This window comes from Aeromonas sp. MR19 (assembly GCF_963899305.1).
GTDB classification, from domain to species: domain Bacteria; phylum Pseudomonadota; class Gammaproteobacteria; order Enterobacterales; family Aeromonadaceae; genus Aeromonas; species Aeromonas bestiarum.
The window spans coordinates 114,072-137,772 of sequence record NZ_CAWQWZ010000003.1 but is presented as its reverse complement, the minus strand read 5'-3'; the positions used below and the strand labels follow the sequence as shown (position 1 = coordinate 137,772).

At 56.4% G+C, this 23,701-nt stretch carries 18 protein-coding genes and 1 riboswitch; of the genes, 8 read left to right on the top strand and 10 right to left on the bottom strand.

Going from position 1 to position 23,701, the window contains the following annotated elements:
* Positions 1-349: 349 nt before the first annotated feature.
* Positions 350-841 carry an RNA recognition motif domain-containing protein gene (locus AACQ95_RS02125; protein ID WP_042036224.1) on the top strand — a complete coding sequence of 164 codons (492 nt, stop codon included), beginning with the start codon at positions 350-352 and terminating at the stop codon, positions 839-841.
* A gap of 18 nt (positions 842-859) precedes the next feature.
* Here AACQ95_RS02125 and murI read toward each other — a convergent pair whose 3' ends face one another.
* The 5 genes from murI to AACQ95_RS02100 form a co-directional block, all read right to left on the bottom strand.
* On the bottom strand, positions 860-1,651 hold the full coding sequence (murI, locus tag AACQ95_RS02120; RefSeq protein ID WP_241280459.1) for a glutamate racemase: 792 nt from the start codon (positions 1,649-1,651) through the stop codon (positions 860-862).
* Positions 1,652-1,767: 116 nt separating this feature from the next.
* A complete protein-coding gene (locus tag AACQ95_RS02115; RefSeq protein ID WP_043557385.1) occupies positions 1,768-3,603 on the bottom strand; it encodes a TonB-dependent receptor domain-containing protein in 1,836 nt (611 codons plus the stop codon).
* Between the two features lie 52 nt (positions 3,604-3,655).
* A riboswitch (cobalamin riboswitch) is annotated at positions 3,656-3,833 on the bottom strand.
* A 112-nt stretch (positions 3,834-3,945) separates the two neighbouring features.
* Positions 3,946-5,136, bottom strand: a complete 1,191-nt coding sequence (locus AACQ95_RS02110) for an L-lactate MFS transporter (RefSeq protein WP_043557384.1) — start codon at positions 5,134-5,136, stop codon at positions 3,946-3,948.
* 109 nt (positions 5,137-5,245) lie between these two features.
* Positions 5,246-5,989 carry a LytR/AlgR family response regulator transcription factor gene (locus AACQ95_RS02105; protein WP_043557383.1) on the bottom strand — a complete coding sequence of 248 codons (744 nt, stop codon included), beginning with the start codon at positions 5,987-5,989 and terminating at the stop codon, positions 5,246-5,248.
* 76 nt (positions 5,990-6,065) lie between these two features.
* Positions 6,066-7,739 carry a sensor histidine kinase gene (locus tag AACQ95_RS02100; protein ID WP_241280458.1) on the bottom strand — a complete coding sequence of 558 codons (1,674 nt, stop codon included), beginning with the start codon at positions 7,737-7,739 and terminating at the stop codon, positions 6,066-6,068.
* 172 nt (positions 7,740-7,911) lie between these two features.
* Between AACQ95_RS02100 and AACQ95_RS02095 the strand changes: the two genes are divergently transcribed.
* Positions 7,912-8,352, top strand: a complete 441-nt coding sequence (locus tag AACQ95_RS02095; RefSeq protein WP_241280457.1) for a hypothetical protein — start codon at positions 7,912-7,914, stop codon at positions 8,350-8,352.
* Positions 8,353-8,386: 34 nt separating this feature from the next.
* Here AACQ95_RS02095 and AACQ95_RS02090 read toward each other — a convergent pair whose 3' ends face one another.
* Both AACQ95_RS02090 and AACQ95_RS02085 read right to left on the bottom strand, forming a co-directional pair.
* Positions 8,387-11,974 (bottom strand): transporter substrate-binding domain-containing protein, encoded by a 3,588-nt coding sequence (locus AACQ95_RS02090; protein WP_241280456.1) that lies wholly within the window; start codon positions 11,972-11,974, stop codon positions 8,387-8,389.
* Between the two features lie 5 nt (positions 11,975-11,979).
* Positions 11,980-12,603, bottom strand: coding sequence for a response regulator transcription factor (locus AACQ95_RS02085; RefSeq protein WP_241280455.1), 624 nt, complete (start codon positions 12,601-12,603; stop codon positions 11,980-11,982).
* A gap of 608 nt (positions 12,604-13,211) precedes the next feature.
* On the opposite strand from AACQ95_RS02085, the gene ecpA reads away from it, so the two are divergent.
* From ecpA to AACQ95_RS02060, 5 genes are all read left to right on the top strand, one after another.
* The gene (ecpA, locus tag AACQ95_RS02080) at positions 13,212-13,784 is read left to right on the top strand and encodes a common pilus major fimbrillin subunit EcpA (RefSeq protein WP_241280465.1); all 573 of its coding nucleotides are present in this window, start codon (positions 13,212-13,214) and stop codon (positions 13,782-13,784) included.
* A gap of 59 nt (positions 13,785-13,843) precedes the next feature.
* Positions 13,844-14,506: an EcpB family pilus assembly chaperone gene (locus tag AACQ95_RS02075; protein ID WP_241280454.1), complete on the top strand. Its 663-nt coding sequence runs from the start codon at positions 13,844-13,846 to the stop codon at positions 14,504-14,506.
* An 81-nt stretch (positions 14,507-14,587) separates the two neighbouring features.
* The gene (locus AACQ95_RS02070; protein ID WP_241280453.1) at positions 14,588-17,032 is read left to right on the top strand and encodes a fimbrial biogenesis outer membrane usher protein; all 2,445 of its coding nucleotides are present in this window, start codon (positions 14,588-14,590) and stop codon (positions 17,030-17,032) included.
* Positions 16,993-18,669 (top strand): hypothetical protein, encoded by a 1,677-nt coding sequence (locus tag AACQ95_RS02065; protein WP_241280452.1) that lies wholly within the window; start codon positions 16,993-16,995, stop codon positions 18,667-18,669. The genes AACQ95_RS02070 and AACQ95_RS02065 overlap by 40 nt, the downstream gene beginning before the upstream one ends.
* A 26-nt stretch (positions 18,670-18,695) precedes the next feature.
* Positions 18,696-19,382 carry a fimbria/pilus periplasmic chaperone gene (locus AACQ95_RS02060; RefSeq protein WP_241280464.1) on the top strand — a complete coding sequence of 229 codons (687 nt, stop codon included), beginning with the start codon at positions 18,696-18,698 and terminating at the stop codon, positions 19,380-19,382.
* 45 nt (positions 19,383-19,427) lie between these two features.
* Here AACQ95_RS02060 and leuE read toward each other — a convergent pair whose 3' ends face one another.
* On the bottom strand, positions 19,428-20,066 hold the full coding sequence (gene leuE, locus AACQ95_RS02055) for a leucine efflux protein LeuE (protein ID WP_098981134.1): 639 nt from the start codon (positions 20,064-20,066) through the stop codon (positions 19,428-19,430).
* Between the two features lie 364 nt (positions 20,067-20,430).
* Between leuE and AACQ95_RS02050 the strand changes: the two genes are divergently transcribed.
* Positions 20,431-21,651 (top strand): MFS transporter, encoded by a 1,221-nt coding sequence (locus AACQ95_RS02050; protein WP_241280451.1) that lies wholly within the window; start codon positions 20,431-20,433, stop codon positions 21,649-21,651.
* Positions 21,652-21,731: 80 nt separating this feature from the next.
* Here the strand turns inward: AACQ95_RS02050 and AACQ95_RS02045 are convergent, their stop codons facing one another.
* Positions 21,732-22,916 carry an NAD(P)/FAD-dependent oxidoreductase gene (locus AACQ95_RS02045; protein ID WP_241280463.1) on the bottom strand — a complete coding sequence of 395 codons (1,185 nt, stop codon included), beginning with the start codon at positions 22,914-22,916 and terminating at the stop codon, positions 21,732-21,734.
* A gap of 161 nt (positions 22,917-23,077) precedes the next feature.
* The gene (ftnA, locus tag AACQ95_RS02040; protein WP_043140307.1) at positions 23,078-23,602 is read right to left on the bottom strand and encodes a non-heme ferritin; all 525 of its coding nucleotides are present in this window, start codon (positions 23,600-23,602) and stop codon (positions 23,078-23,080) included.
* Positions 23,603-23,701: the final 99 nt, after the last annotated feature.

The following is a 23,701-nucleotide window of genomic DNA, read 5'->3' as shown; positions in this document are numbered from 1 at the left end:
AAGGAAGCTGGCTCATCAGATTGGCGTGTTCCGCCGTGCTGGTAGGGGCGCATTATAGGGAGCCGCGTCGCGATGACAAGGCTTTTTTTGAAGAAAGTCACGGAAACTTCAAAATATCCAATTAGAAACAGCTTACTCAGTGTATATATACAGTGTTATCCACAAGCCGATGATTTCAGTCCTGTTTTATCATCATTTAAGTGGGTCTTCCCCCATTAAGGGATGCCATACTGGAACGGATAATGTGTCCCAAGTGGTCCATGGTAGCGCCCGGCTGGAAAGCTGGTTACCATGGAGGTGAATAGAGTGTTGCACCTTTTTTGCTTTCATTTACAAAAGGTCTTTAAAGATGAATTTATCCAAGTTTCCCGTTTATGTGCAGGCGGCCATCCTTGCCCTGGTATTGGCGCTGGTTGGTTATCTGGTTGCCCAGGCTCTGCAGTTTTCTTTGAAAGCCGAAGTGATTTTTGCTGTGGGTCTGGCCATTGGTGGTTTCATCGTGCCGCTGCTCCTTAAGCGGACACCTGCCGCCACGGCCGAGCTGGTCTCCGGCCAAGAGACTTGCACCTTATATGTAGGCAACCTGCCCTATCGCGCCAACGAGATTGCCGTACGCGAGCTATTTGCAGAACAAGGCCAGGTGATCTCGGTCCGCTTGATGAAGGACAAGGCCACCGGCAAGCGCAGAGGATTTGGTTTTGTGGAGATGCCCGCCGCCGATGCAGCCAAGGCAATCACAGCGCTCAATGACAAGGAGTATCAGCAGCGCACCCTCAAGGTACGCGAAGCCAACGACAAGCGGGATAAAGATGAGAGGGAAGGGAGCGAGGTCGACGCCTGATCCCTTGGCGGTAACGAACTAGTACCGAACCTCTTCGAGTGATGACAGCCCCCAAGCTTGCAAGGGGGCTGTCAGTTTTTGGGCTTCTGCATCCAGTCGGGTGCAATAGGCCCTGGCCTGCACCGCGGTCTGAGAAGCCGGCTCAGCGATAGTCGTCAATAGATGTGCCACCCGTCTTGCCACCGCGTCCCCTGAATCCACCAGCTGACATCCTGGCATCAGTTGCCGGATCTCGTCATTGAACAACGGGAAATGGGTGCAGCCCAGCACCAGGGTATCCGGCCTTTCCTCTCCTTCCATCCAGTCCGCCAATACCTCCTGCAGCAACGCCATGTTTACCGGTCGTCCCGCCAGCTTGTGCTCGGCCTCGATGACCAGCTCGGTCGCGCCCTTGAGCAACACCCGCTTGCCCGGCGCAAACTGGGCAATGAGTTCGTGAGTATATTCACGACTGACGGTACCCGGGGTTGCCAGCAAGCCGATGCAACCATTGCGGGTCAGGGCGGCCGCGGGCTTGATGGCGGGAACCACGCCGACTACCGGTATGGCCAGGGCGTCACGCAAGGATGGCAGGGCTATGGTGCTGGCCGTGTTGCAGGCAATCACCACCAGATCGATGGCATGCTCGGCCACCATATGGCTGACCAGTCGGGTACAGGCCGCAATGAGGGCCGCCTCACTCAGTTCACCATAGGGGAAATTGGCGTTGTCGAAACAATAGAAGTAGCTGTGTGCCGGCAGCGCACGGCGGATCTCGCGATAGATGGTCAAGCCACCCATGCCGGAGTCGAACACTAGAATATTGGCCACCTGACCTCCCCCTTTGGTGCAAGACGGCGATCATACTCCCGCCGACCGCCAATAGAAAAGGCCCTGCACATGGCAGGGCCTCGCTTTTTCTCTTCTATATATAGCAGCACTGGCGATCAGAGGCGGTAGTCCGCCGTCAGCTTGAACTCGGTCCCTGCCGACGCATAGCCATAGGCCGGGGCATAGTCGCGATCAAACAGGTTGTCGATGCGGCCACCCAGCGTGAACTGAGGCGTCACCCCGTAGCTGGCCCCCAGATTGATCAGGGTGTAGGAACCCAGCTCTACCCGCTCAGCCGGGAAGCTGCTGAAGTTCTTGTCATCCCGCTTGCCCACATACAGCAGTTCGGTTGAGAGATCGACCGGGCCCAGCTGTACCTGGGTCAGCCAGCTGGCCTTCTGCTTGGCACGACGCAGCAGTTGCTGGTCACCATCGTTCTTGTCTTCGGTCTTGGTGTAATCGAAGCTCAGATCATGATGGAGCGGTCCGGTTTCCAGACCCAACGCCACTTCCACACCGCGGATCTCGGCATCCGTGTTGTCCGGCTTGCAGGTGGAGAAGGCACTCTGGCAGGCGATCAGGTTCTGGATCTGATTGCGATACAGGTTCAGCGACCAGTCCCAACCGGTATAACGGCCGGTGAAGCCCAGCTCCAGGTTCTTGCTCTCTTCCGGTTTCAGATCCGGATTCTCATAACCGGGATAGTAAAGGTCGAGGAAGGTCGGCGCCTTGAAGCCGGTGCCATAACTCAACCGCACATTGTGGTTGTCATCTATGTCCAGCCCGCTGGCGGCGGACCAGGTGTTGTGACGGCCATACTGCTCGTTGTCATCGGTACGACCCGAAAGCTCCCAGAGCAGGGCCTGCCAGCGATAGCTGCCCACCGCAAACAGACCCGTGTTGTCGCGATCGGGGGCATTGAACGCCTGACCAGAGCTGCGCGAGTCGGATTTCAACTGCTCCTGCTGCCAGTCGGCACCACCGGTCAGGTTGAGCCCCTCGACGCCACTCCAGCTGTTGATCCAGGAGAAACGGGTCAGGCCGGTGTGGATCGGCTGGGCGCTGGATTCTCCCTTGCTCTCCCACCAGCTCTTCAGCTTGTTCTCGCCATAACTGGCCTCCAGCCGGCTGGTCAGCGTCTCGCTCTGGAACTTGAGACCGCCATCATACTGGAAGGCCTGTACCCGACTCTGATCGGCCGACTGATAGGCATCATCCATCTCGGTCTGATTGTCATAACCCTGAGCGTTGAAGTCCGCACTCCAGGCATCATTGAAGGCATGGTTCAGCCCGATCTGGCCGTTCAGACTGTCGAAGCCATCCCGATCCGGCTGCTGGGCATTGGCCACCACATCGAAACCATCGGTGCGCTCGTAGCCGATCATCATATTCATGTCGGTCTGTTGACCCAGGGCCTGCACGGTACGCACCTGGCCCTGGCCGTAACCATTGCTGCCCACGCCCCCCTTCAGGTGGGTCTCGCTGCCATTCTTGGCGGAGGTCTTGGTGATGAGGTTGATGACACCGCCGATGGCATCCGCGCCATAGACGGCCGCGCGTGGGCCCCGGATGTACTCGATGCGCTCGATATTGCCCAGCGGGATCTGGCTGAGGTCTGGCGTGCCGGCCACCATGGCGGCGATGGGGCGCCCGTTCATCAGCACCAGCGAATGGTTGGAGTTGGTACCGCGGATGAACAGGCTGCTCATGTGCCCTCGCCCACCCAGCGTGGTGATCTGCACACCCGGCAGCGTCTTCAACAGCGCTGGCAGGCTCTGCACCTGACGGGATTCGATCTCGGCGCGATCGATCACCACAACGGGTGCCAGAACTGTGCTGATGGGTTGTTCCACCCGGTTGGCGGTGATCACCAGGGTAGGATTGACGGGGATGGTCGTCTGGGCGAAGGCCGCCGTTGGCAACAGGGCAGCCACCAATAATTTCTTGGACATGAGAGATCCTTAAGTTCGCGTAAGCATCTACTTCGCGGCCGGTTTCTCTCGGCCCGAAATACGAACTTTGGCAGGTCTTCGGGCTGGGGGGCTGATGGCCTACGGCGACGGCTTCCCACCTGACGGCAGTGCCCTGATGTCGCTTCGTTCCCCCTTACCGCTGCGCGCCAGCTCCGGATTTTCACCGGATTCCCTATTAAGCATGATGCGCCAAAGCGGGGGGATTATAGGAAAGGGCGGCACAAGAGTATAGATATTTAGCCATCTATACGTCTTTTGATGAAAGAAAAACCTGAGCCCATCGGGCTCAGGTTTCATGTCGTCATCGAGCGAGGCGAACCCTCAATCGGTGCAGAGCGGCTTGGGAGCCGGCAGACGTATGGTGAGAGAGAGCACCAGGGCCACCACCATCAGCACCAGGATCAGGTTGAAGGTCGCCATGAAGCCGCCGAACAGGGAGGCCACTATGGAGCCTATGATGCTGCCGAGACCGAAGCCCAGATAGATGACGCCGTAGTTCTTGGTCAGGTTGTTGAGACCGAAGAAGTCGCTCACCAACGAGGGGTAGACGGTGATGGTGCCACCGAAGCTGAAGGCCACGCAGGCCACCGCCACGAAGAAGAGGTTGGCATTGAGCGGCACGAACAGCAGCAGCGCCATGCCACACAAGGTGATCAGCTGGGCTATGGTGATGACCCGGATGCGGGACATCTTGTCAGACAGTATGCCCAGCACCAGCCGACCACCCAGGTTGGCCATGGCGATGATGGCGACCGCATTGGCGGCAACCGCAGTCGACAGACCCACCATGTTCTCGCCTATGTCCTTGGCCACGCCGATGACGTAGAGGCCGCTCATGCAGGCGGTGAGAAACATCAGCGCCAGCATCCAGTACTGCGGCTTGCGCATCGCCTCGGCCAGGGTGAAGTCACGGCTTTCGGTCTGCTGCACTGAGGCGGCCTGCTTGGGCGCATCCTTCATCAGCATGCCGCCCACCAGCACCATGGACATGGCGATCAGCCCCCACAGCTGGAAGGTCGCTTCCAGACCGTTGTTGGAGAGCAGCAGCAGGTTGATGTACTTGAAGCCGAGGCTGCCGAGACCATAGGCGCCGATGGAGCAGGCGGAGATGAGCCCCTTGCGCTCCGGGAACCACTTCACGCAGTTGGAGAGGGTCATCAGGTAACCGGTCCCGTCGGCGAAACCCACCAGTATCCCCGCGCAGAGGTAGAGCATGGCCAGGTTGCTGGCGTGGGCGGTGAGGAAGAAGCCGATGCCGAGCAGCACGCCGGCCCCCAGGGTGACGTTGCGCACCCCGAACCGCTCCTGCAGCTTGCCCGCCATGGAAGAGGCCACCGCCAGCGACAGGCTGAGCAGACCGAAGGCAAACGCCACCTGACTGACCGGCTCGTCCAGCTTGTCGGAGAGCTGGGCGTTGAACAGGCTCCAGGTGTAGACGGAACCCAATGCAAACTGGGTGATGATGGTACCTATCAGGGTCAGATAGCGGGTGCGATTCATCTCTTTGGTCATGATGCGTCTCGGTCGATGGCCTTAAGGAAATTGAGGCCACTATAGGCAAGACGCAGCTCGCGCCGACCGATTAAGGCATGAAATGCATATCGGCGGGAATGAATGACAATCAGAGCCGCATCAGCTGACGGAACGCCTTGATGTTGCTGCGGCTGACCGGCACCTCGAACGGCAGGTCATGGAGCCGGATGAGATAGGTGCTGTTGAACCAGGGCACTATCTCGCGGATCTTGTTGATGTTGACGCAGTAGGAGCGATGGCAGCGGAAGAAGCCCTCCGCCGGCAGCCGGCTGACAAACTCGCTGATGGTCATGGTCATCACGTAGCGATCGGTGCGGGTATAGACATAGGTCAGCTTCTCGTCCGCTTCCGCGTAATAGATCTGCTCGCAGGGGGTGACTATGATGCGCTCCCCCTTCACCAGATTGACGGTGCGATTCTGCGGGCTGATCACGTCGCCGCTCGCCTCCCCCGTGCCGGCTGGCTGCGACTTGCCCGCGTGCTCGAGTTTTTGCAGCAGATTGATGATGCGCGGCTCGTTGTAGGGCTTGAGGATATAGTCGAACGCCTCCAGCTCGAACGCCTCCACCGCAAACTCCTTGTAGGCGGTGACGAAGACGATGTGGGGTGGATGGCTCGACTTGTGCAGGTTCTTGGCCAGCAGCAGGCCATCGATGGAGGGGATCTGGATATCCAGAAACACCACGTCCACCTCGTGATCCTGCAGGTATTTGAAGGCCTCGAGCCCGTCCTCGAAGCTCGCCACTATCTCGATCTGGCTGTGCTGGCTCACCAGATAGATGAGTTCCTCACGGGCCAGATATTCATCTTCGACAATAATGGCTTTCAGCATTGCGTTGCCCCTAGCTGGGAAGAAGAGCAGGCCAGCACCTCTCGAGTCAGAGGCTCGTCCTCTACAGTGATGTCTCTCAGCATGGCATGGCCTCCTGATCCGGCAGATAGAAACAGACTTCGGTACCCGGTTCCAGCCGCTTGAGCTGCAGGCCGTCACCGTACAGCAGCTTGACCCGCTGATGAACGTTCATCAGGCCTATGCTGCGGCTCTCCACCCGACCGGCGGCCACGCCGTCGATCACCGCCTGACTGATGCCATAGCCGGTGTCGCGTACCGCCACCCGGATACCGCCCGCCAGCTGCTTCACCTCGATAGTGACCCGGCCCGGTGCGCTGCGGGGCTGGATGCCGTGCAGGATGGCGTTTTCCACCAGCGGCTGCAACAGCAGGCTCGGCACCTGGATGTGGACGTCGTCCACTTCGAACACCACCTCCAGCTTGTCGCCAAAGCGGGCCTGCTCGATGGCCACGTAGTCGCGCACCTGCTGCAGCTCCTCCTGAATGTCGATCAGCTCATCCCCCTTGTTGAGGTTGTAGCGCAGGTAGTCCGCCAGATTGGCAATGAGCTGGCGTGCCTGCTGGGGACGAATGCGGATCAGGGATGAGATGGCGTTGAGGGCATTGAACAGGAAGTGCGGGTTGATCTTGCTCTGCAGAGCGGTGAACTCCGCCTTGCGAGTCATTTCCTTCAACTGCTCGATGCGCGACACCTCCATCTGGGTGGAGATGAGCTGGGAGAGGCCCACCGCCATCTCCCGCAGCGAGCTGGTAATGCTGTGGGTGCGGCGGTAATAAATCTTGAGAGTGCCGCTGACGGCGCCGTTCTCCCGCAGCGGAATGATGATGACAGAGTGAAAATCTGACAGATGATACTGGCGCAGATCGTTGTTGATGATGATCTGGTCCAGCAGCACGGCCTGCTGGGTCATGCCGCTGATGGCATGGTGTTCGTCCAGCTCGTAGTAATCCTTGCCTACCCCCACGTAGGCCAGCACGTCACGGGTATCTGTGATGGCCACCGCATCGGCATGGATCTCGTTGCAGATGACGCCGCACACCTGGCCGAGGGAGTGGCGATCGACCTTCTGGAAGAAGGGCAGCGTCTTGTTGGCGATATCGAGCGCCAGCTTGGCCTGCTTGGCGGCAATCAGCTCCTTCTCGTCATCCAGATCCTGCACCAGCTTGATGATGAGCCCGATGCAGAGCGCGCCGGCGATCATCGGATAGGCGATGTGGCTGACGATCTCCACCCCCACCTCATGGGGTTCGGTCAGCAGCCAGATCAGCAACATGGTCAGCCCCTCGCACAACATGCCCGCCAGTATGCCGTAGAGCCAGAGTCGCGACTTGCGGCAGCACAGGTGCAACCAGGTGGCGAGCAGACCGGCGATGATGCTGGCGATGAGACAGGGGATCGAGGTGTGGCCATCCATGTCGATGAGGTAACGGTGCAGGCCCGAGATGACCCCGGCCGGGATGCCAACCCAGGGGCCGAACAGTATGCCGCCCGAGATGATGGCGATGATCCGCACGTTGATCAGCGCCCCTTCCACCGGAATGCCGGTGTAGGTACTGAACACGGCGAACAGGCCGAAGATGGAGGCGACCAGCACCAGCTCGGCCGGGGTGTGATCCCGCTTCTGGAACAGCCGCTGGAACGGCCTGGTGCGGGTCAGGAAGAACAGGGTCATCAGCATCAACGCCGCCCGTTCGAATACCGCCAACAACATCATCTGATTTTCGAGCAAGACAGGGATCCCGTATCAATGAAGAAGATATGCACCAAGGCGCGGGATCATACCCCGTATTCCGTGTCAGCTCATTCCGAATCACGAGCGTCAAACTAAGCTTTCTGGCAGGTGAGTCGATAAACGGATGACCCCGACAACGGGGTAACCTCTAGATCCAGGAGATGACCATATGTCTCAGAAAGGAATGCTGGTGGCGTTACTGCTTGGGTGCTGCGGTGCAACCGCCCAGGCCGACACCCTGACCCGTCAACTCAATTGGCCAGCCACCGCCAGTAAAGATACCAGGATGGAAATAGCGCTCACCCATCCCGGCCTCCAACCCGTCAATTCAAACCAGACGCAGTATCCCATTCACACCCTGGCTGCCAATATCAGCAGCCCGGATTTCAATACCACCTATCAACTGCAAGCCCGCAAACTGTATGGCACCCTGACACAACAGGCCGGCACTCCCATCAGTCTCACGCTCAATGGTCAACGGATCCCCTCCACACATCCTCTGACCCTGGCACAAGCCACCCGCTATTACCTCAGCTATCAAGCCCCTTCGAGCCGGCCCCACCAGACAGGTGAGGCCGCCTATGAGTTGATGGTGTATTGGCACGGTTGAGCAGTCATGAAGGCATGTCACCATGCCTTCATTCTCATCCTGGTTCTGCGCTCTGCAACCGCACTATGGCCAGCCTGGCAATGTGATAGACACGTTGCAGGCGCTGCAACTCCATGGGCAGGGTTTGTGCGTTCAGTTCCCCGGACTCTATCTCGCTGCAGGTGGCAACCAGCTGCATGGCCCCCATGATCCTGGCTCCGCCTTTCAGACGATGAACATAATCCAGAAAGCGGGCCAGCTCCCCGGCAGTCGCCGCCTGTTGCAACGCCTGCAGGTCGTCGTCACTGGCACGAACAAATTCGGCCAGCAGGGGCAACATCAGGGCTGGCTGATGGCCGGTCAGCGGCCCGAGACACTGCCTGATCTCCTGCATGCAAGCGGCGACATCGGCTTGCTCCTCACGCTGCATATGCCGACGCAGGCAATGATCGAGCGCCTCCAGCCCTACCGGCTTGAACAGACAATCATCCATGCCAGCCGCATGACCCTCGTTCACCTGCTCCTGACGCGCATCGGCCGTCAGACCCAGGATCACACAACGGTGCCTGCCATTGAGGTGTTCCCGCGCACGGCACTGCCGGGTCAGCTCGAACCCGTTCATGCCGGGCATGTTGAAGTCGGTGATGACGACATCGAAGGGGTATTCGGCGAAGAGCGCCAGCGCCTGCTCACCCGACTCGGCCGCCATGGCCTCATGCCCCAGATAGGCCAGTTGCTGACTGATAAGCAGCCGATTGGTGGGGTGATCATCCACTATCATCACTCGCAGCCTATCCCCGCGCGCCATCACTGAGTCGAGTTCGCCTGGCAGGGGTTTCTCCACGGCCGTGGCAAGGGGCAGTTTCATCTCGACACACACCCGGGTGCCACGACCCAACTCGCTCTCCAGCACCAGGGATCCCCCCATTGACTCGCAGAGGGAGCGAGAGATCATCAGGCCGAGGCCCGTACCGGATTGCTGGATGTGCTCGGGTTGGCTGGCCTGGCTGAAGGGCTGAAACAGCCTCGCCAGTTCCGCCGGGGCTATCCCTATTCCGGTATCCCTGACCACCAGTTGCAAGGTACACCAGCCGTCACTGCTCCATAGCTGCAGCTCGACCCGTACCGAACCCAGCTCAGTGTATTTGATGGCATTGCTGATCAGGTTGGACAGGATCTGTTTGTAACAGAGGCCGTCTACCTGCACCCAATGGGTCGCTCCGATAACCAGTTCCAGTTGCAGATTCTTCTGTCTGGCCAGGGCGTTGAACACTGTGACGACAGACTCGGTCAAGGCCGCTATGTCATGAGGTTCGGGGACCAGCTCGAGCCGCCCCGACTCTATCTTGGAGATATCCAGGATATCGCCGATCAGGGTCAGCAGATCCGTCGCCGAGCCATGGGCGATGGAGAGCGAGGCTTTATCCTCCTCATGCAGACGATCTCGCCGCAGAGTCAGCTCCAGCAGGCCAATGATGGCATTCATGGGGGTACGAATTTCGTGGCTCATGGTGGCCAGAAACGTCGATTTGGCGCGATTGGCCTCTTGCGCCTCCTGGCTGACCACCGCCAGATCATCCAGCAGGCGCAGGCGCTCGCTCACATCGATCCAGCCGCCAATGCCCCCCTGCACCTTGCCATCCAGATCGTAATAGGGCTGGACCCAGTGATAGACATCCACAGCCCCGTTCACCATGACCAGACGATGATCCCCCTCCTGCGCCTGTCGCTCCTCGCGGGCAGCGGCAAGATCGGCAAACAGGGGGGCGAGAAAGGGCCAACGCTCACCATCAGCGGCCAGGCCTGCGCCCAGCAAGCCGGCTTTCGGTTCACCAAAGAAGGCCGCATAGCTGCTGTTGCAGAGGATAAGCCGCCCATCCTGGTCTCTGGCGTAGATGGGATGGGGCGTGCCGTCCACCAGATCTTCAATGAACTTGAGCTGGGCACTCAGCGCCACTTCGGCAACCCGACGTTCGCGCATCTGTTTACGCAGAGATAGGCCCCATAGGCTGACCCAGATGATCAACAGCAGGATCAGCGAAATAAAGATGCCAAACTCGTCCATGAACTCACGCCAAGAAATAGCCTCTTGCCGAACATTAACTCGCCAGCGGTTGGAAAGCCCTTCCAGCTCATCTGGCGGTATGGTTGCGATCACCTTGTCCAATATATTAAGCAGATCAGTTTGACCCCGAGGCACTGCCAGTGCTGCAGAAATGGGAATTGAATTAAATAATTCACCTCTAATAGTCAAACGGTCAGGAAACTTGCTATTGATTAAATATTTGGCAACTCTTAATGGAAGAACTGCGACACTGCAAGTCTCAATAGCAACGCATCTCAGAGCATCCTCTGATTTATCAAATAACTTTATATTCAGCTTTCCATATACATTCGAGATCGCTTGCAGCAAGGCTGCATCCCTAACCACAGCCACAGAATCAGCCTTAAGTAAATCGCTCGGCGTTGCATCTTTCTGCTTCAAATGGACCGCATACACTAGAGGGTCCATTATAAAGGCGCGGCTAAATCGGTAACGTTGGCGACCTTCCTCTGAGATGGCCATGATGGCAGCATCAACCCTTCCTTTTTCCAGCAACTGCGTCAAACGTTGAGGTGTTTCGACGGGAATAACCTCAATATCAACCCCCAGCTTCACCCTTACAACTTGTAAAAGGTCTGCTGTCACCCCATGCAAAGTACCATTTACATCAAGGAAACTAAGGGGAGGCAAACCACTGCTAACAGCTATCTTTAACTTTCGTCGCTCACTCAAAAAAGACCATTCACTACTGGTTAATCTGATTTTATCTGCACTAATTGAAAGCCCACCACCACTCCAACGCTTGGCTATCTCATCCCGTTTTTTCTCTAAAATCTCATGCAAAGCTATATCAATTATCTTTTTCAGCTGGTGATTGCTTTTATTTAATGAAAATGCAAACCCCTGAGTGTCTGAATACATTAATTTCGACAAGCGAATTGTATCTTGATAATAGTTATTTATTAAAAAGTTACCGGATACCAGGTCCATCATGACAGCATCAGCGTCACCATAGGAAACCGCTGATACAGCACTATATTTTGATGGATACACTTTGATTTTCACATCAGGTAGATAGCGCATTATGTCAACGGCAGGTAGATAATATTCAGGAACCGCCACTACCTGTATGTTCTTATCTTTAATATTTATGTTTTTATATATCGCAGGTTCATCATCAATATACTTATCTGTCAGTAATAACCCCTGCTCCTTCTCATAAATATTTGATGTACTCAATAAGTCTATTTCTCCTCTTTTAAGTGCATCGACTGCCGCAGATCGAGAAGGTAACTTCTTCACTAAAAAATCAACACCTAATATCTTGCTTAGAAGACCAATAATATCAGCGGTTACCCCTTCATAATTACCAGACCTGATGGTTATATCCATAGGTGGATTATCTGGCTCTGGTACACCTAAAATCAATTGCTTCTTATTATATAACCATGCCAAGTCATCGTTATGTAATGGAAGTATTTGCTTACCAAAATACTCGTTGTCATCCCGTGCATAGACATGCAGCAGGCTATCCTCCAGCTCATTGGCAGAAGCAAGAAACGAACTGAGGCCGACGAGCAAGATCAGGAGTAATTTCATCTTGCTCACATCAATTTTTGCCGCTTGGCCAGGCTAATCAAGTCAACCATGTTGGTTACATTGAGTTTTTGCATCAGGCGAGTCTTGTAGGTACTGACCGTCTTCTCACTGAGCAGCATGCTTTCCGCTATCTGCTTATTTATTTGACCCTGACATATCTGCAGCAGCACACTCATTTCACGATCCGAGAGTGCTGACAACAAATCGTCCTTGTCTACCGGGTGAGCGTTTCTGGCACCTGCGATAATATCTCTTGGAAAATAAAGCTGACCTTTCTCTATTTTTACGATCGCACTTTTCAATAACGACAGTTCATCCAGTTTGGACATGAACCCATCCGCGCCAGCCTGCAGGCAACGCACCATGACATGATGAGTTGATTGTGCAGATAAAATGACAACCTTGATATTGGCAGCCATGTCCTTCAGTCTTTTGATAACTTCAATACCATCCAGCCTGGGAATGCCAATATCGAGAATTACAATATCAGGCTGATGTATTCTAGCCGAAGAGATAGCATCAACACCATTGTCAACCTCTGCCAGGATATGATGCCCATCCTGTTTAAGCAGCATATTCACTGCCATTCTTATTGCGGGATGATCATCGACTATCAATACCCTTGCCATATGCCTACCTACCGTTGATCCATTTTATTAAGCGTATACTAACTGCAAAAACAGTATCTGTACCATACTGCACCTCGACATTAATAATATGTTACATAATTAAAGTGAATCGCTGATAAAACAACCTAAACACCATTTGACATGGTTTGTTTTATATCTATTTATCAATCAGTTATATGTTCATATATTCTTTTGAATCTTATGGTTCATTTGTAGCGCATCGCCTACTCAAACATCATTCATGACAGCTCACCCGACGCCCGATTCATCTTGATGAAAAAGCACTAAAGTTCATAAAAATCAAAACTATAACTTTAAATCATTAATGATCTATTCGCCGGGATATACATGCATCTGAAGTTGCACATAACAACTACCTTTTAGGACATTTCCTACACATCATTAGATCGATCCAAGCAGGTCTGGCGGTTATCTTGGTCGGCGAAAAGATGAGCAGGGTAACGGAACATTATGTTGCGGGGCCTGGCAATACCCCAGGTCGAATATGCCCCGGGGATGAAGAACGAATGCACCTCGGGTGCAGTGAATCAAACGGGTGACTCAATACCACCCATTAGGGAATTCGGTAGGAAACATCAATGAAATCAATTAAAAAATCGCTGATTGCGCTGACAGTTGTAGGTTTTGGCTTTACTGCTGCGGCTAATGCTGCCATGGACGCCTCCGCAACCGCCAAGTGGAAGGCGACCGCCAAGAAAGACACCACCTCTGATCTGGTTGTCACCCCGCTCTCCAGCCTCTCCTTCCAGTACGCCGAAGGGATCAAAGCTTTCAACACCGTCGACGGCCTGTTCGATGTCGCCATCAAGGGGGATGCAAGCGCGACTTCCTTCACCCTGAAAGCCAAGAAGCTGAACGGTACCCTGAACCATCTGGGTGGTAAATCCACCGTCGAGGTGGGCGTGTACTGGGGCGGCGCACCGGTCGGCACCTCGGCCTACACCACCCTGATCGATACGGCAGCTGGCATTAACGGCGGCAGTCTCTCCCCCGTAGCAAAGGGTTTCATGGTCGACACCAAACGCGCCACGGCACAGGGCTCCTTCAACTTTCACATCGAAAGCGCCACTGCCGACGGCAAAGCGGTCACTTTTGATGCCCTGCCAGACGGTCAGTGGAATGGCGAAGTCAACGTCGAGTTCGTGGCCAGCTGGGCCTGATTGCCTCAACGCATAGTATTCGGGGCCCTGCGGGGCCCTTTGTATTCACAGGAGATCATATGAACCTGAAAATACTGGGGATATGGATGCTGTTTATTCCCGGAATAAGCCAGGCGATCAACGTCGGCTCGGTGACCACCTTTATTGATGCGGGCAGCCAGGAAGTCGCCAAAGAGATCGAGAACGCCAGCGATCAGGCCAGACTGGTCACTGTCACAGTGACACGCATCTCCTCCCCGGAAGAGGGCGGACAGGAGATGCCGATGGAGGTAGACGGTGAACTCATGCTGTCGCCGAGCCGGCTGATGCTCCCTGCCAATGCCAAGAACAACGTGCGCTTCTTTTACAAGGGCCCGCAGGATGGCAAGGAGCGTTACTACCGCATCCGCTGGCTGGATACCGCCCTGTCGATGGACGACCAGCGCAACGAACGCCGTCAGGCGGTCGCCACCACCTCAGCCCAGATAGGCACCATCCTGGTGGTCACTCCGCGCCAGCAGAAGTTCGATTACCTTCTGCAAGGCGACACCCTGACCAATAAAGGAAATGCCTCATACCGCACTGTGGCGTATGGCACTTGCCTGAAACAGAGCAAAGAGCAATGCAAGGAAACCTATTACGACCTGCCGGGCAAGCAACGCCAATTCCGCCAGGTTGATCTCCGGGATCCGAAGAGCCATGTCGGCCTCTGGCTGGGTCAAGAATTCGTCGTCGTCAAATAATGCTGTTGTTCTGTTACTGCCTCTACCACCCGGTCGAATGGCGGTGTTTTTTTGCCGAGATTTGGAACCATGGTGCGTGATATGTTGAAAAAAGCCTGCCTGTTGCCAGTCTCATTGCTGATCATGATGTCAGCCTCGGCCAGCGCCTCAGCGCCACTCAAAATCGCCAATATCATCATTCCTGCCAGCTTTGCCAGTGCACTGGCAGAGGGCATTGCCGTACCGGTCAGGCTGCAGTATCAGGATCAGGCGCTAGCACTCGACACCACCACCGAAGAGTCCGTTGGCAACGCCACGCTGATCCTGCGGGATGGCGCGCTGCACCTGCTCAACCTGGACTTCAACCAGGGCCAGAGCGATGTGGCCCTGCGCCAGGAGCTGGTGGACCTGCTGCAACAGGATCAGCTGCGCACCTTCTCCAGCGACGGACGGCTGGTCATCAACGGCAGCGCCACCCTGCAGCTGGATCTGATCGCCATGCTGCTGACCATACAGGTCACCAAGGCCGCCTTTGGCGAAAAGCGTGCCAGTGTGGCCAAGACCAGCCTGACGTCTTCCGTTGAGGCGTTGACCAGCGTCAATCGCTACAACCTGGGCTACTCCTTTGCCAACAGTCGTCAGGCGGGCAGCACCAGCACCAACTTCGCCCAGCTGAACAGTCTGGTGGGGTACAGTGAACACCATCTGGACCTTGATGGTTCTCTCTACAACCTGGGGGAAACGAACCAGAACGGCTCCCTCTATCGCGCCATGTATGAGCGGGATATAGAAGATCGTCGTTTTGCGACCGGCATGGTGTCGACCTGGGATCTCCAGACCCTGGGGGGCGTATCCGCCTTGAACGCAGGCCGGATCTACGGGCTCTCTTACGGCAATCAGGCACTCTCACGTACCGTCAACGAGAGTGAATCCACCACCCCGATCCAGGTCTTCATGCCCTCGGCGGGTGAGGTTCAGGTCTATCGGGATGGCAAGCTGATCGGCCTGCAGAATTTCTCGATCGGCAACCACCGCATCGATACCAGCCGCTTTCCCCACGGCTCCTACAGCGTCACGGTCGAGATCCATATCGATGGCCGCCTGACGGAATCCAGCAATCAGCGCGTCACCAAACTCAACAACAGCCTGGGCTTCGATCAGGAGTGGGGCTGGCAATCCTGGGGCGGCCTGATGGAGGCCAGTCAGGATGGTGCCCACTCCCCCCTGCTGGGATTGTCGCTGGCACGTACCTTCGAGACCACCAACCTGACCCTGACCGGCTATGGCTTCAAGGATGCCCTGGTCAGCGAGAGCCAGGCCAGCTGGCAGCTGACCGACAGAGTCAGTACCCAGCTGCAGGGCATGCTGGCCTCGGACGCATCCTGGCGGATCTCGTCCGGCGTGACGGCACAGGTCCATGACAACGTCTCGCTTTGGCTCAGTCAGGAGAAACTCGACACGGGCAACAAGCTGACCACGGCCGCCCTTGATCTTTATACCGCCGGCATCAGCATCAACCTGGGCGGCTGGCATGACAAGCTTGGGGGTCTCTCGTTCAACACCACGCACGACCGTGAGCAGGGGAGCGATCGCAGCTATATCGACTATTACCAGAGCCTCTATTCCGGTCGCTATGGCCAGTTGTCGCTGCGTACCAGCTTGCAGAGCAGCAGCGCGACCCTGAGCGGGTTCAACAACAAGAGTCTGACCCTGGACTACTCGATCCCGTTCGACAACCTGTTCAGCCTGGGTATGAGCAGCAACGAAGAGGGCCAGACCACGGCCAACCTCAGCTATCAGAAACGCATGGAGGGTTTCATCAACACGGCGACACTCAACGGTTCTAAAGTCGTCAACGATGCCAAGAACAGAAACCCGACCCTCTCCGGCAGCCTGGGTTTTGAAAACAGCATGACGGGCGGCACCCTGACCCTGGGTCGCAGTCAGGGTGGCGATGTGAACGGCAACCTGATTGCACGCGGTGCTGTCATCACCACAGGAGATGAGATCCTGGCCTCCAGCCAGAACCGCTCCGGTTCCGGCTTGCTGATCGATACCGGCATCGGCAAGGAGGGCAAGATGCTCGCCAGGATCAATGGCCAGGAGTACTCGCTCGAAGGCAGCAAGACCTTTGTCGCCCTCTCCCCCTTTCAGGAGTACGAAGTGGAACTGCTCAACAGCAAGACGACCAAGGACAGCTATGACATCAACACCGGCAAGCAGCGCTACACCCTGTTCCCCGGCAACGTGGCCAAACTGGATGCCACCCGCTCGGTCAAGGAGATGGTCACCGTCTTTGGCATCATACGTGCCGAAGATGGCAGCGTGATCGCCAATGCCAGGATCGACAACCACATCGGCACCACTGTGACCAATGAGACAGGTGAATTTTCACTGGATGTGGACAAGGCCAATCCGGTATTGAGCTTTAAACACGGCAACGAATTCTGTGAGGCTGAGCTGGATCTCACCCCCCATAGCGGCGCGGCCTGGCTTGGTGACATCACATGTATCGGTTTAAAAACCTATTTAACTACGAGAATATGATCAATATGAAGATGTACCTGCCATTTTTAATGGTATCACTCCTGATGACACAGCATAAAAGCTGGGGGCTGCCCCCCCCTCATACAGGAATATTATCCAACCAAAGCTACATGTACATAGAGAATAGTAAAAATGATCATGTGTACATACTTAGCTTCACATCTAATCCAGAGAACCAACTCGGTGGTGCTAACGCTTGGACTGAACAAAAAGGCATCACTCAATTTACACTGGCAAAGACAAGTCCGGATATGAGAATCCAAAACCCGACAGGGTCCAATCTTGATATGTGGGAAACAGGCCCTATCTCACACCCCTATATTACTCAGGCTTGCTCTATAAAAACCCCCAACTGCACCAATGACGGTAAATCACCTGAACACCCACAAGTAGTCGATGAGCAAGGATTTTATGGCCTGATGAACTTGAGTGTTCAAGAAACGGCAGCAAGAATCAGCCCCTCCTTTTTAAACTATCTGAAAACCGTGCCGATTGGAGCAGCACTCATACGTGAGATGAACCTGTGTGTCACTTCAGAACCCTATGATGCGCGCCGGGGGCAACGCTGCAAAGACATGTCAACTGGCACTTGGATCATCCGTCGTGCAAGCAATATAAAGTATGCACATTTAAAGATGATACCGGTCACTGGCTCAGATATTATTATGGTTGATAGTGCAGGAAACCCTACCGTCATGCCAGGCTCAACGAATTGCAAGCCTTATTCACATGTCACACCGGGGCGTGATTCCAATGGGGTCTTATGCCACATGTTTGACTATCGGCTGGAACACTTTGCTGATGGTGGCCAGTTACAAAACAAAGGTGCAATAGGGGTCAGAAGCAAGTATCCCAACCCTGAACTTAAATCCTATGACTCTGCTCTATATATCAATAGCAGTAAATTTGTGGGCACTAACAATCCAGTAGGGCTTAACTTGGTTTATCTAAGAGGAAACAGCAGCGTATCTGTTTTTTTCACCAAAAAATATTTCTCGGAATATATAAAGACAAATCTTGGCAGACCAGTCACAGAGACAATGGAGTTCTTCATTAAAAACTTAATACAGCCAGATTTAGGTGATTACATCATAGATAGCTCTTTACAAATTGATATAAAGCCCAGGAGATATAGTGTATCCATATTATCATCTGATGGGGTTGCCACTCCTTACCGTAAGGGTCTGATAGGAAAGGATATTTTGTCATTCCCTTATAAAATTGTGGAGAGCGGACCAGAATCTGCAGATAGATTGGACGTCACTCTGGCCCAAGATAGGGGAACACCATTTCAAGGAAGTTGTACTTTCTATCCAACCGATATAGTAAGTAACGGGGTTGCAGTCCCTATCGAAGCTTATTTGAATTTTAATCGTGTATCACCAGCCAAAGGATCAAAAATCCCGATTGGATGTGACCAAACACCAGTGAATCTCAGGGAGCTCAGCATCCGCGATAGCGAGCCGAAAATACACTGGACAGACCCAGATGGAAGTTCAGGTATCACTCGCTCCTACCTATTAAATTTGGAATTTGATTTAACAGGTCAACGAGCACAGAAAACGGTGAGTGGGGAATCATGGGAGGGTGAGGTACACCAGAGCGGTACCCTGACCATCAAGGGCAGCTGGCGTTAGCAATCAACATGGATCTCAGGACAATGATGAAAAACCTGGCGCGCAGTTTGACTCTGCTGACGACTCTGCTGCTTGCCGGCCCCCAGGCATGGGCCATCGACATAGGCCCCATGACCGCCATCATGGAACACGATGAAGAGTTCATCTCCCGCACCGTCACCAACAACGCCAGTACACCCAAGCTCTACGAGCTGGCGGCGTATCGCATCACCAGTCCGACAGCGGACGAGGCCATTCTGCCCATGGCCCCTGGCGAACTGCTGTTTGCCCCCAAGCGGTTTGTGCTGCATCCGGACCAGCGGCAGCACGTCAAACTCTATTACAAGGGGCCCGGCGATCGGCAGGAGCGCTACTACAGGGTCGTTTTCACCGAGGTTCCGGTGGCGCAAGCCGACATACCCGATAACGCAGGCAAGCGCAGTTCGGTCGAGATGACCATAGCGCTGCAATCCATTCTGGTGGTGAGACCCCGCCAGGAGCGGTTCGAATATCGTCTCGATCAGGCGGCAGGCAGCATCACCAATACCGGCAACAGCTTCTTTGAGTTCATGGTGAAACAAGGGTGTGACCAGCCGGACAGCATGGCAGACAGCAAATATCTGCTGCCCGGCGAGACCTATCGTAATCCCAAGATCAGCCAGTCCGGCAATCAGAAGCTGATCGTGCATCAATCCCGTTTTGTACGGGTTGGCAAGGATTGCTGGCCGGACTAGACGCCCGGCACCGGGCATCCATGGCTTGGCAGGCCCGCAGGCCGGTCAGGACGAAAGGGTCGCCAGACGGGCGGCGAATCCCATAAAGAAGAGGCCGATGAGGCCATTGCCGAGTTTGGCGAGGCGTACCTTGCGCGCGAAGAAGCGGGCCATCAGGGTGCCGCCGAAGATCAGCAGGGTGAGATAGACAAAGCTCATGGCCTCCAGCATGCTCGCCAGCACCAGGTAAGAGACCCAGGTGTGGGCATAGTTGAAGTCGACGAACTGCACGAAGAAGGAGACGTAGAACAGGATCGCCTTGGGGTTGGTGAGGCTCAGGGTCAGCGCCTTGGAGAAGTAACGCTCGCCGTGCTCGACCACGGACGCCTGCCCTTCCCGCCTGGCGATGAAGTTGGCGTGGAGGATCTTCACCCCCAGATAGAGCAGGTAGAGGGCCCCCAGGTAGCGCACCAGGGTAAACAGCAAGGGGGTGGTGCGGATGAGGGAGGCGATGCCCAGATAGGCGCAGAAGATCAGGATGGCATCGCCGACGAAAACCCCGAGGGCCGCCTTGTAGCCGGGGCCGACGCCGCGGCTCGCCCCGGTGCGCAGCACATAAATCGAGTTGGGTCCCGGCGCTATGATGATGAAGAAGAGCCCGACCAGGTAGGTCCAGACGTTGATGACACCCAGGCTCTCAAACATGGCGCGCCCCCCTGGACTTGGAAAAGAGCCCGCTCAGGCAGGTCCAGACATTGATGACTCCCAGGCTCTCAAACATGGCGCGCCCCCCTGGACTTGGAAAAGAGCCCGCTCAGGCAGGTCCAGAAATTGATGACTCCCAGGCTCTCAAACATGATCCCTCCATGGCGGGTGGCGACCCGCATAATGCGACGACGAGGTTTCTATACTAATCCACCGCCCGCCGAGCACAAGTGCCGATCTATGATCCGTTCGCCCCACCCTCTCACCGCCATAACCGGCAACCCCGATCCCCCCACTTTGTGGTGTCCAGACGCGCCGGGATCAGGCATGTTAAGCCATACCCAGGATCACAGAACCCGCCCTCATGGAAAAGAGCCTCAGTACCGATCAGCCACTCGCCGCCTCTACCGTGCACGACGCCCTGAATCGCACCACCTATCCGGTGATCGCCGCCATCAGCTTCTCGCACCTGTTGAACGACATGATGCAGTCTGTGCTGCTGGCCATCTATCCGCTGCTCAAGCTCGGCCTCAACCTGTCGTTTGCCCAGATCGGCCTCATCACCCTCACCTACCAGTTCACGGGTTCCTTGTTGCAGCCGCTGATCGGCCTCTACACCGACCGCAGGCCCATGCCCTATTCATTGCCGTTCGGCATGGGCTTTACGATGATCGGCTTGCTGTCGTTGTCGCAGGCGGCCAGCTTCGGCGCCGTGCTGCTGTCGGCCATGCTGATCGGCATAGGCTCGTCTGTGTTCCACCCGGAATCTTCCCGGGTCGCCCGCATGGCGGCCGGCAACCAGCCTGGCTTGGCGCAATCGCTGTTCCAGATCGGCGGCAACCTGGGGTCGGCCATAGGGCCGCTGCTCGCCGCGCTGATCATAGTGCCGCAGGGTCAGGGCAGCGCGGCCTGGTTCTCGCTGTTCGCATTGGTCGGCGTCATAGTGCTCAGCCTGGTCGGGCGCTGGTCCAGCCACCACGCCGCCAACTTCCATAAACGGATGAAGGCTCACCTCGGCCACGGTCTGAGCCGCCGCCAGATCGGCTGGTCCCTGGCCATCCTCGGCCTGCTGATGTTCTCCAAGTTCTTCTACATGGCCAGCCTGAGCAGCTATTACACCTTCTACCTGATGGACAAGTTCAGCCTGCCGCTGGAGAGCGCCCAGCTCTATCTGTTCGCCTTCCTGTTTGCCGTCGCGGCGGGGACTGTGCTCGGCGGGCCGATCGGCGACCGCATCGGCCGCAAGCGGGTGATCTGGATCTCCATCCTCGGCGTAGCCCCCTTCACCCTGCTGCTGCCCCATGTCGACCTGTTCTGGACCTCGGTACTCTCGGTCATCATAGGCCTGATCCTGGCCTCGGCCTTCTCCGCCATCCTGGTCTACGCCCAGGAGCTGGTCCCCGGCAAGGTCGGCACCATCTCCGGCCTGTTCTTCGGCTTCGCCTTCGGCATGGGAGGCATAGGGGCGGCTCTGCTGGGTCAGCTGGCGGATGCCACCAGCATAGAGACCGTATATCAGGTCTGTGCCTACCTGCCGCTCATCGGCTTGCTGACCGCTTTCTTGCCGACTCTTAGAAAGGGATAGCGGATCACCCCGCAAGGGATGCACCCCATAAAAAACGCGGCCTGAGCGGCCGCGTCTGAAGGTGATGAGAACAGGGTAGGTCAGCAGTACTGCCCCGCCACCCAGCCCGATGACCAGGCCCACTGGAAGTTGTAGCCGCCGAGCCAGCCGGTCACGTCCACCACCTCGCCGATGAAGTAGAGACCGGCCACCTTGCGCGCCTCCATGGTCTTGGAGGAGAGCTCGTTGGTATCCACCCCTCCCAGGGTCACCTCGGCGGTGCGATAGCCTTCGGTACCGTTCGGCAGGATCTGCCAATCTCCCAGCAGGGTGGCGATGGCCTCCAGCTCCCGCTCGTTGTACTGACGCATGGGCTTGTTGATGAGCTGACCCAGCTCCACCAGCTTGTCGACGAAACGCTTGGGCAGCTCGCGTCCCAGCACGGTTTTCAGCTCCTGGGCGGGATGGGCCTGCGCCCATGCCTTGAGGGCCGCCGGCATATCCAGCTCGGGCAGCAGGTTGATATGGATCTTCTCCCCCGCCAGCCAAAACGAAGAGATCTGCAGTATGGCGGGGCCCGAGAGGCCGCGGTGGGTGAACAGCATGGCCTCCTTGAAGCGGGTGCCATCCTCGGCGGTCACGGCCACCGGCAGGCTGACCCCGGCCAGACCGGCGAAGGCCTCCTTGTCGGCCTGATGCAGGGTGAAGGGCACCAGACCGGCGCGGGTGGGCAGCACAGCAAGGCCAAACTGCTCCGCCAGCTTGAAGCCGTAGGGGGTGGCGCCAAGCTTGGGCATGGAGAGGCCGCCGGTGGCCACTACCAGCGAGTGGCAGCTGATCTCCCCCTGGCTGGTCGCGAGCACGAAGCCCTCTTCCGTCTTGCTGACGCTCAGGATCTCGGTCTGGAACTGCAGGGTGACGCCGGCCCAGTCACACTCGGTCAGCAGCACGTCGACTATGTCTTTCGCACTCTCGTCACAGAACAGCTGGCCCAGGGTCTTCTCGTGGTAGTTGACCCCGTGCCTGTCCACCAGATCGATGAAGTCCTGCTGGGTGTAGCGCGCCAGCGCCGACTTGCAGAAGTGGGGATTGCCAGAGAGAAAGGCGTGCGGCCCGGTCTGATGGTTGGTGAAGTTGCAACGACCGCCGCCGCTGATGAGGATCTTGCGGCCCGGCTTCTTGGCGTTGTCGAGCAACAACACGGATCGGCCCCGATAGCCCGCCTGCTGGGCACACATCAAACCGGCCGCACCGGCCCCGATCACCACCACATCAACCTGCTTCATCATCACTCACTCATCCAAAGAAAAACGGCCCCTTTATGCGAAAGACCGTCATTGTATCCAGCAGAAGCCACCACAGCGGTTTCTATGGCGTCTGCAATAGAAAACGGCCCCTATACGAGGGGCCGTTATTGTACTGGCTGAACACTAAGTGTCCACGACTATCAGGCGTTGCCATCCATGACGCTGGCGGGGGCGCCCTTGGCCAGCTCGGCCAGCTCCTTGTCGATGAAGTAGAGGCCCTTGCCATCCTCGCCCACCAGCGACAGACGGTCGACTATGCTCTTGAACAGCTTCTCCTCTTCATGCTGCTCGGCCACGTACCACTGCAGGAAGTTGAAGGTGGAGTAGTCCTGGGTGGTGAAGGCCACATGGGCCAGACCGTTGATGCACTTGGTGATGTGGTACTCGTGCTCCAGGGTGGTGCGGAAGATGTCACCCAGAGAGTTGAACTCGTGGGGAGGCGCATCTATGGCACCCAGCATCGGCATGGCGCCGGTCTCGCTCACATAGGTGAACAGGCGCTCCATGTGCTGGCGCTCCTCGACCGCGTGCTGGCGCAGGAAATTGGCCGCCCCTTCGAAGCCCTTGTCCTCACACCAGGCGCTCATCTGCAGGTAGAGATTGGAGGAATAGAATTCAAGATTAATCTGCTCGTTCAACTTCTCGATCATGGCTTTGGCCAACATGCTGATTCTCCACTGTGATTTGGTCACGATTGTCGCCACTGTTTCATCACGAATCAACCAGATACGGTGGCCCCAGCTCTCAGTTGTGACAGCTTTTCA

Excerpts from the sequence above, each read along its gene's own strand:
- AACQ95_RS02050 (WP_241280451.1), top strand. The coding sequence starts at position 20,431 with ATGGAAAAGAGCCTCAGTACCGATCAGCCACTCGCCGCCTCTACCGTG.
- ftnA (WP_043140307.1), bottom strand. The coding sequence starts at position 23,602 with ATGTTGGCCAAAGCCATGATCGAGAAGTTGAACGAGCAGATTAATCTT.
- AACQ95_RS02115 (WP_043557385.1), bottom strand. The coding sequence starts at position 3,603 with ATGTCCAAGAAATTATTGGTGGCTGCCCTGTTGCCAACGGCGGCCTTC.
- AACQ95_RS02065 (WP_241280452.1), top strand. The coding sequence starts at position 16,993 with ATGTATCGGTTTAAAAACCTATTTAACTACGAGAATATGATCAATATG.
- AACQ95_RS02075 (WP_241280454.1), top strand. The coding sequence starts at position 13,844 with ATGAACCTGAAAATACTGGGGATATGGATGCTGTTTATTCCCGGAATA.
- AACQ95_RS02125 (WP_042036224.1), top strand. The coding sequence starts at position 350 with ATGAATTTATCCAAGTTTCCCGTTTATGTGCAGGCGGCCATCCTTGCC.
- AACQ95_RS02090 (WP_241280456.1), bottom strand. The coding sequence starts at position 11,974 with ATGAAATTACTCCTGATCTTGCTCGTCGGCCTCAGTTCGTTTCTTGCT.
- AACQ95_RS02045 (WP_241280463.1), bottom strand. The coding sequence starts at position 22,916 with ATGAAGCAGGTTGATGTGGTGGTGATCGGGGCCGGTGCGGCCGGTTTG.
- AACQ95_RS02060 (WP_241280464.1), top strand. The coding sequence starts at position 18,696 with ATGAAAAACCTGGCGCGCAGTTTGACTCTGCTGACGACTCTGCTGCTT.
- leuE (WP_098981134.1), bottom strand. The coding sequence starts at position 20,066 with ATGTTTGAGAGCCTGGGTGTCATCAACGTCTGGACCTACCTGGTCGGG.
- AACQ95_RS02085 (WP_241280455.1), bottom strand. The coding sequence starts at position 12,603 with ATGGCAAGGGTATTGATAGTCGATGATCATCCCGCAATAAGAATGGCA.
- AACQ95_RS02110 (WP_043557384.1), bottom strand. The coding sequence starts at position 5,136 with ATGACCAAAGAGATGAATCGCACCCGCTATCTGACCCTGATAGGTACC.
- AACQ95_RS02070 (WP_241280453.1), top strand. The coding sequence starts at position 14,588 with ATGTTGAAAAAAGCCTGCCTGTTGCCAGTCTCATTGCTGATCATGATG.
- AACQ95_RS02095 (WP_241280457.1), top strand. The coding sequence starts at position 7,912 with ATGTCTCAGAAAGGAATGCTGGTGGCGTTACTGCTTGGGTGCTGCGGT.
- AACQ95_RS02105 (WP_043557383.1), bottom strand. The coding sequence starts at position 5,989 with ATGCTGAAAGCCATTATTGTCGAAGATGAATATCTGGCCCGTGAGGAA.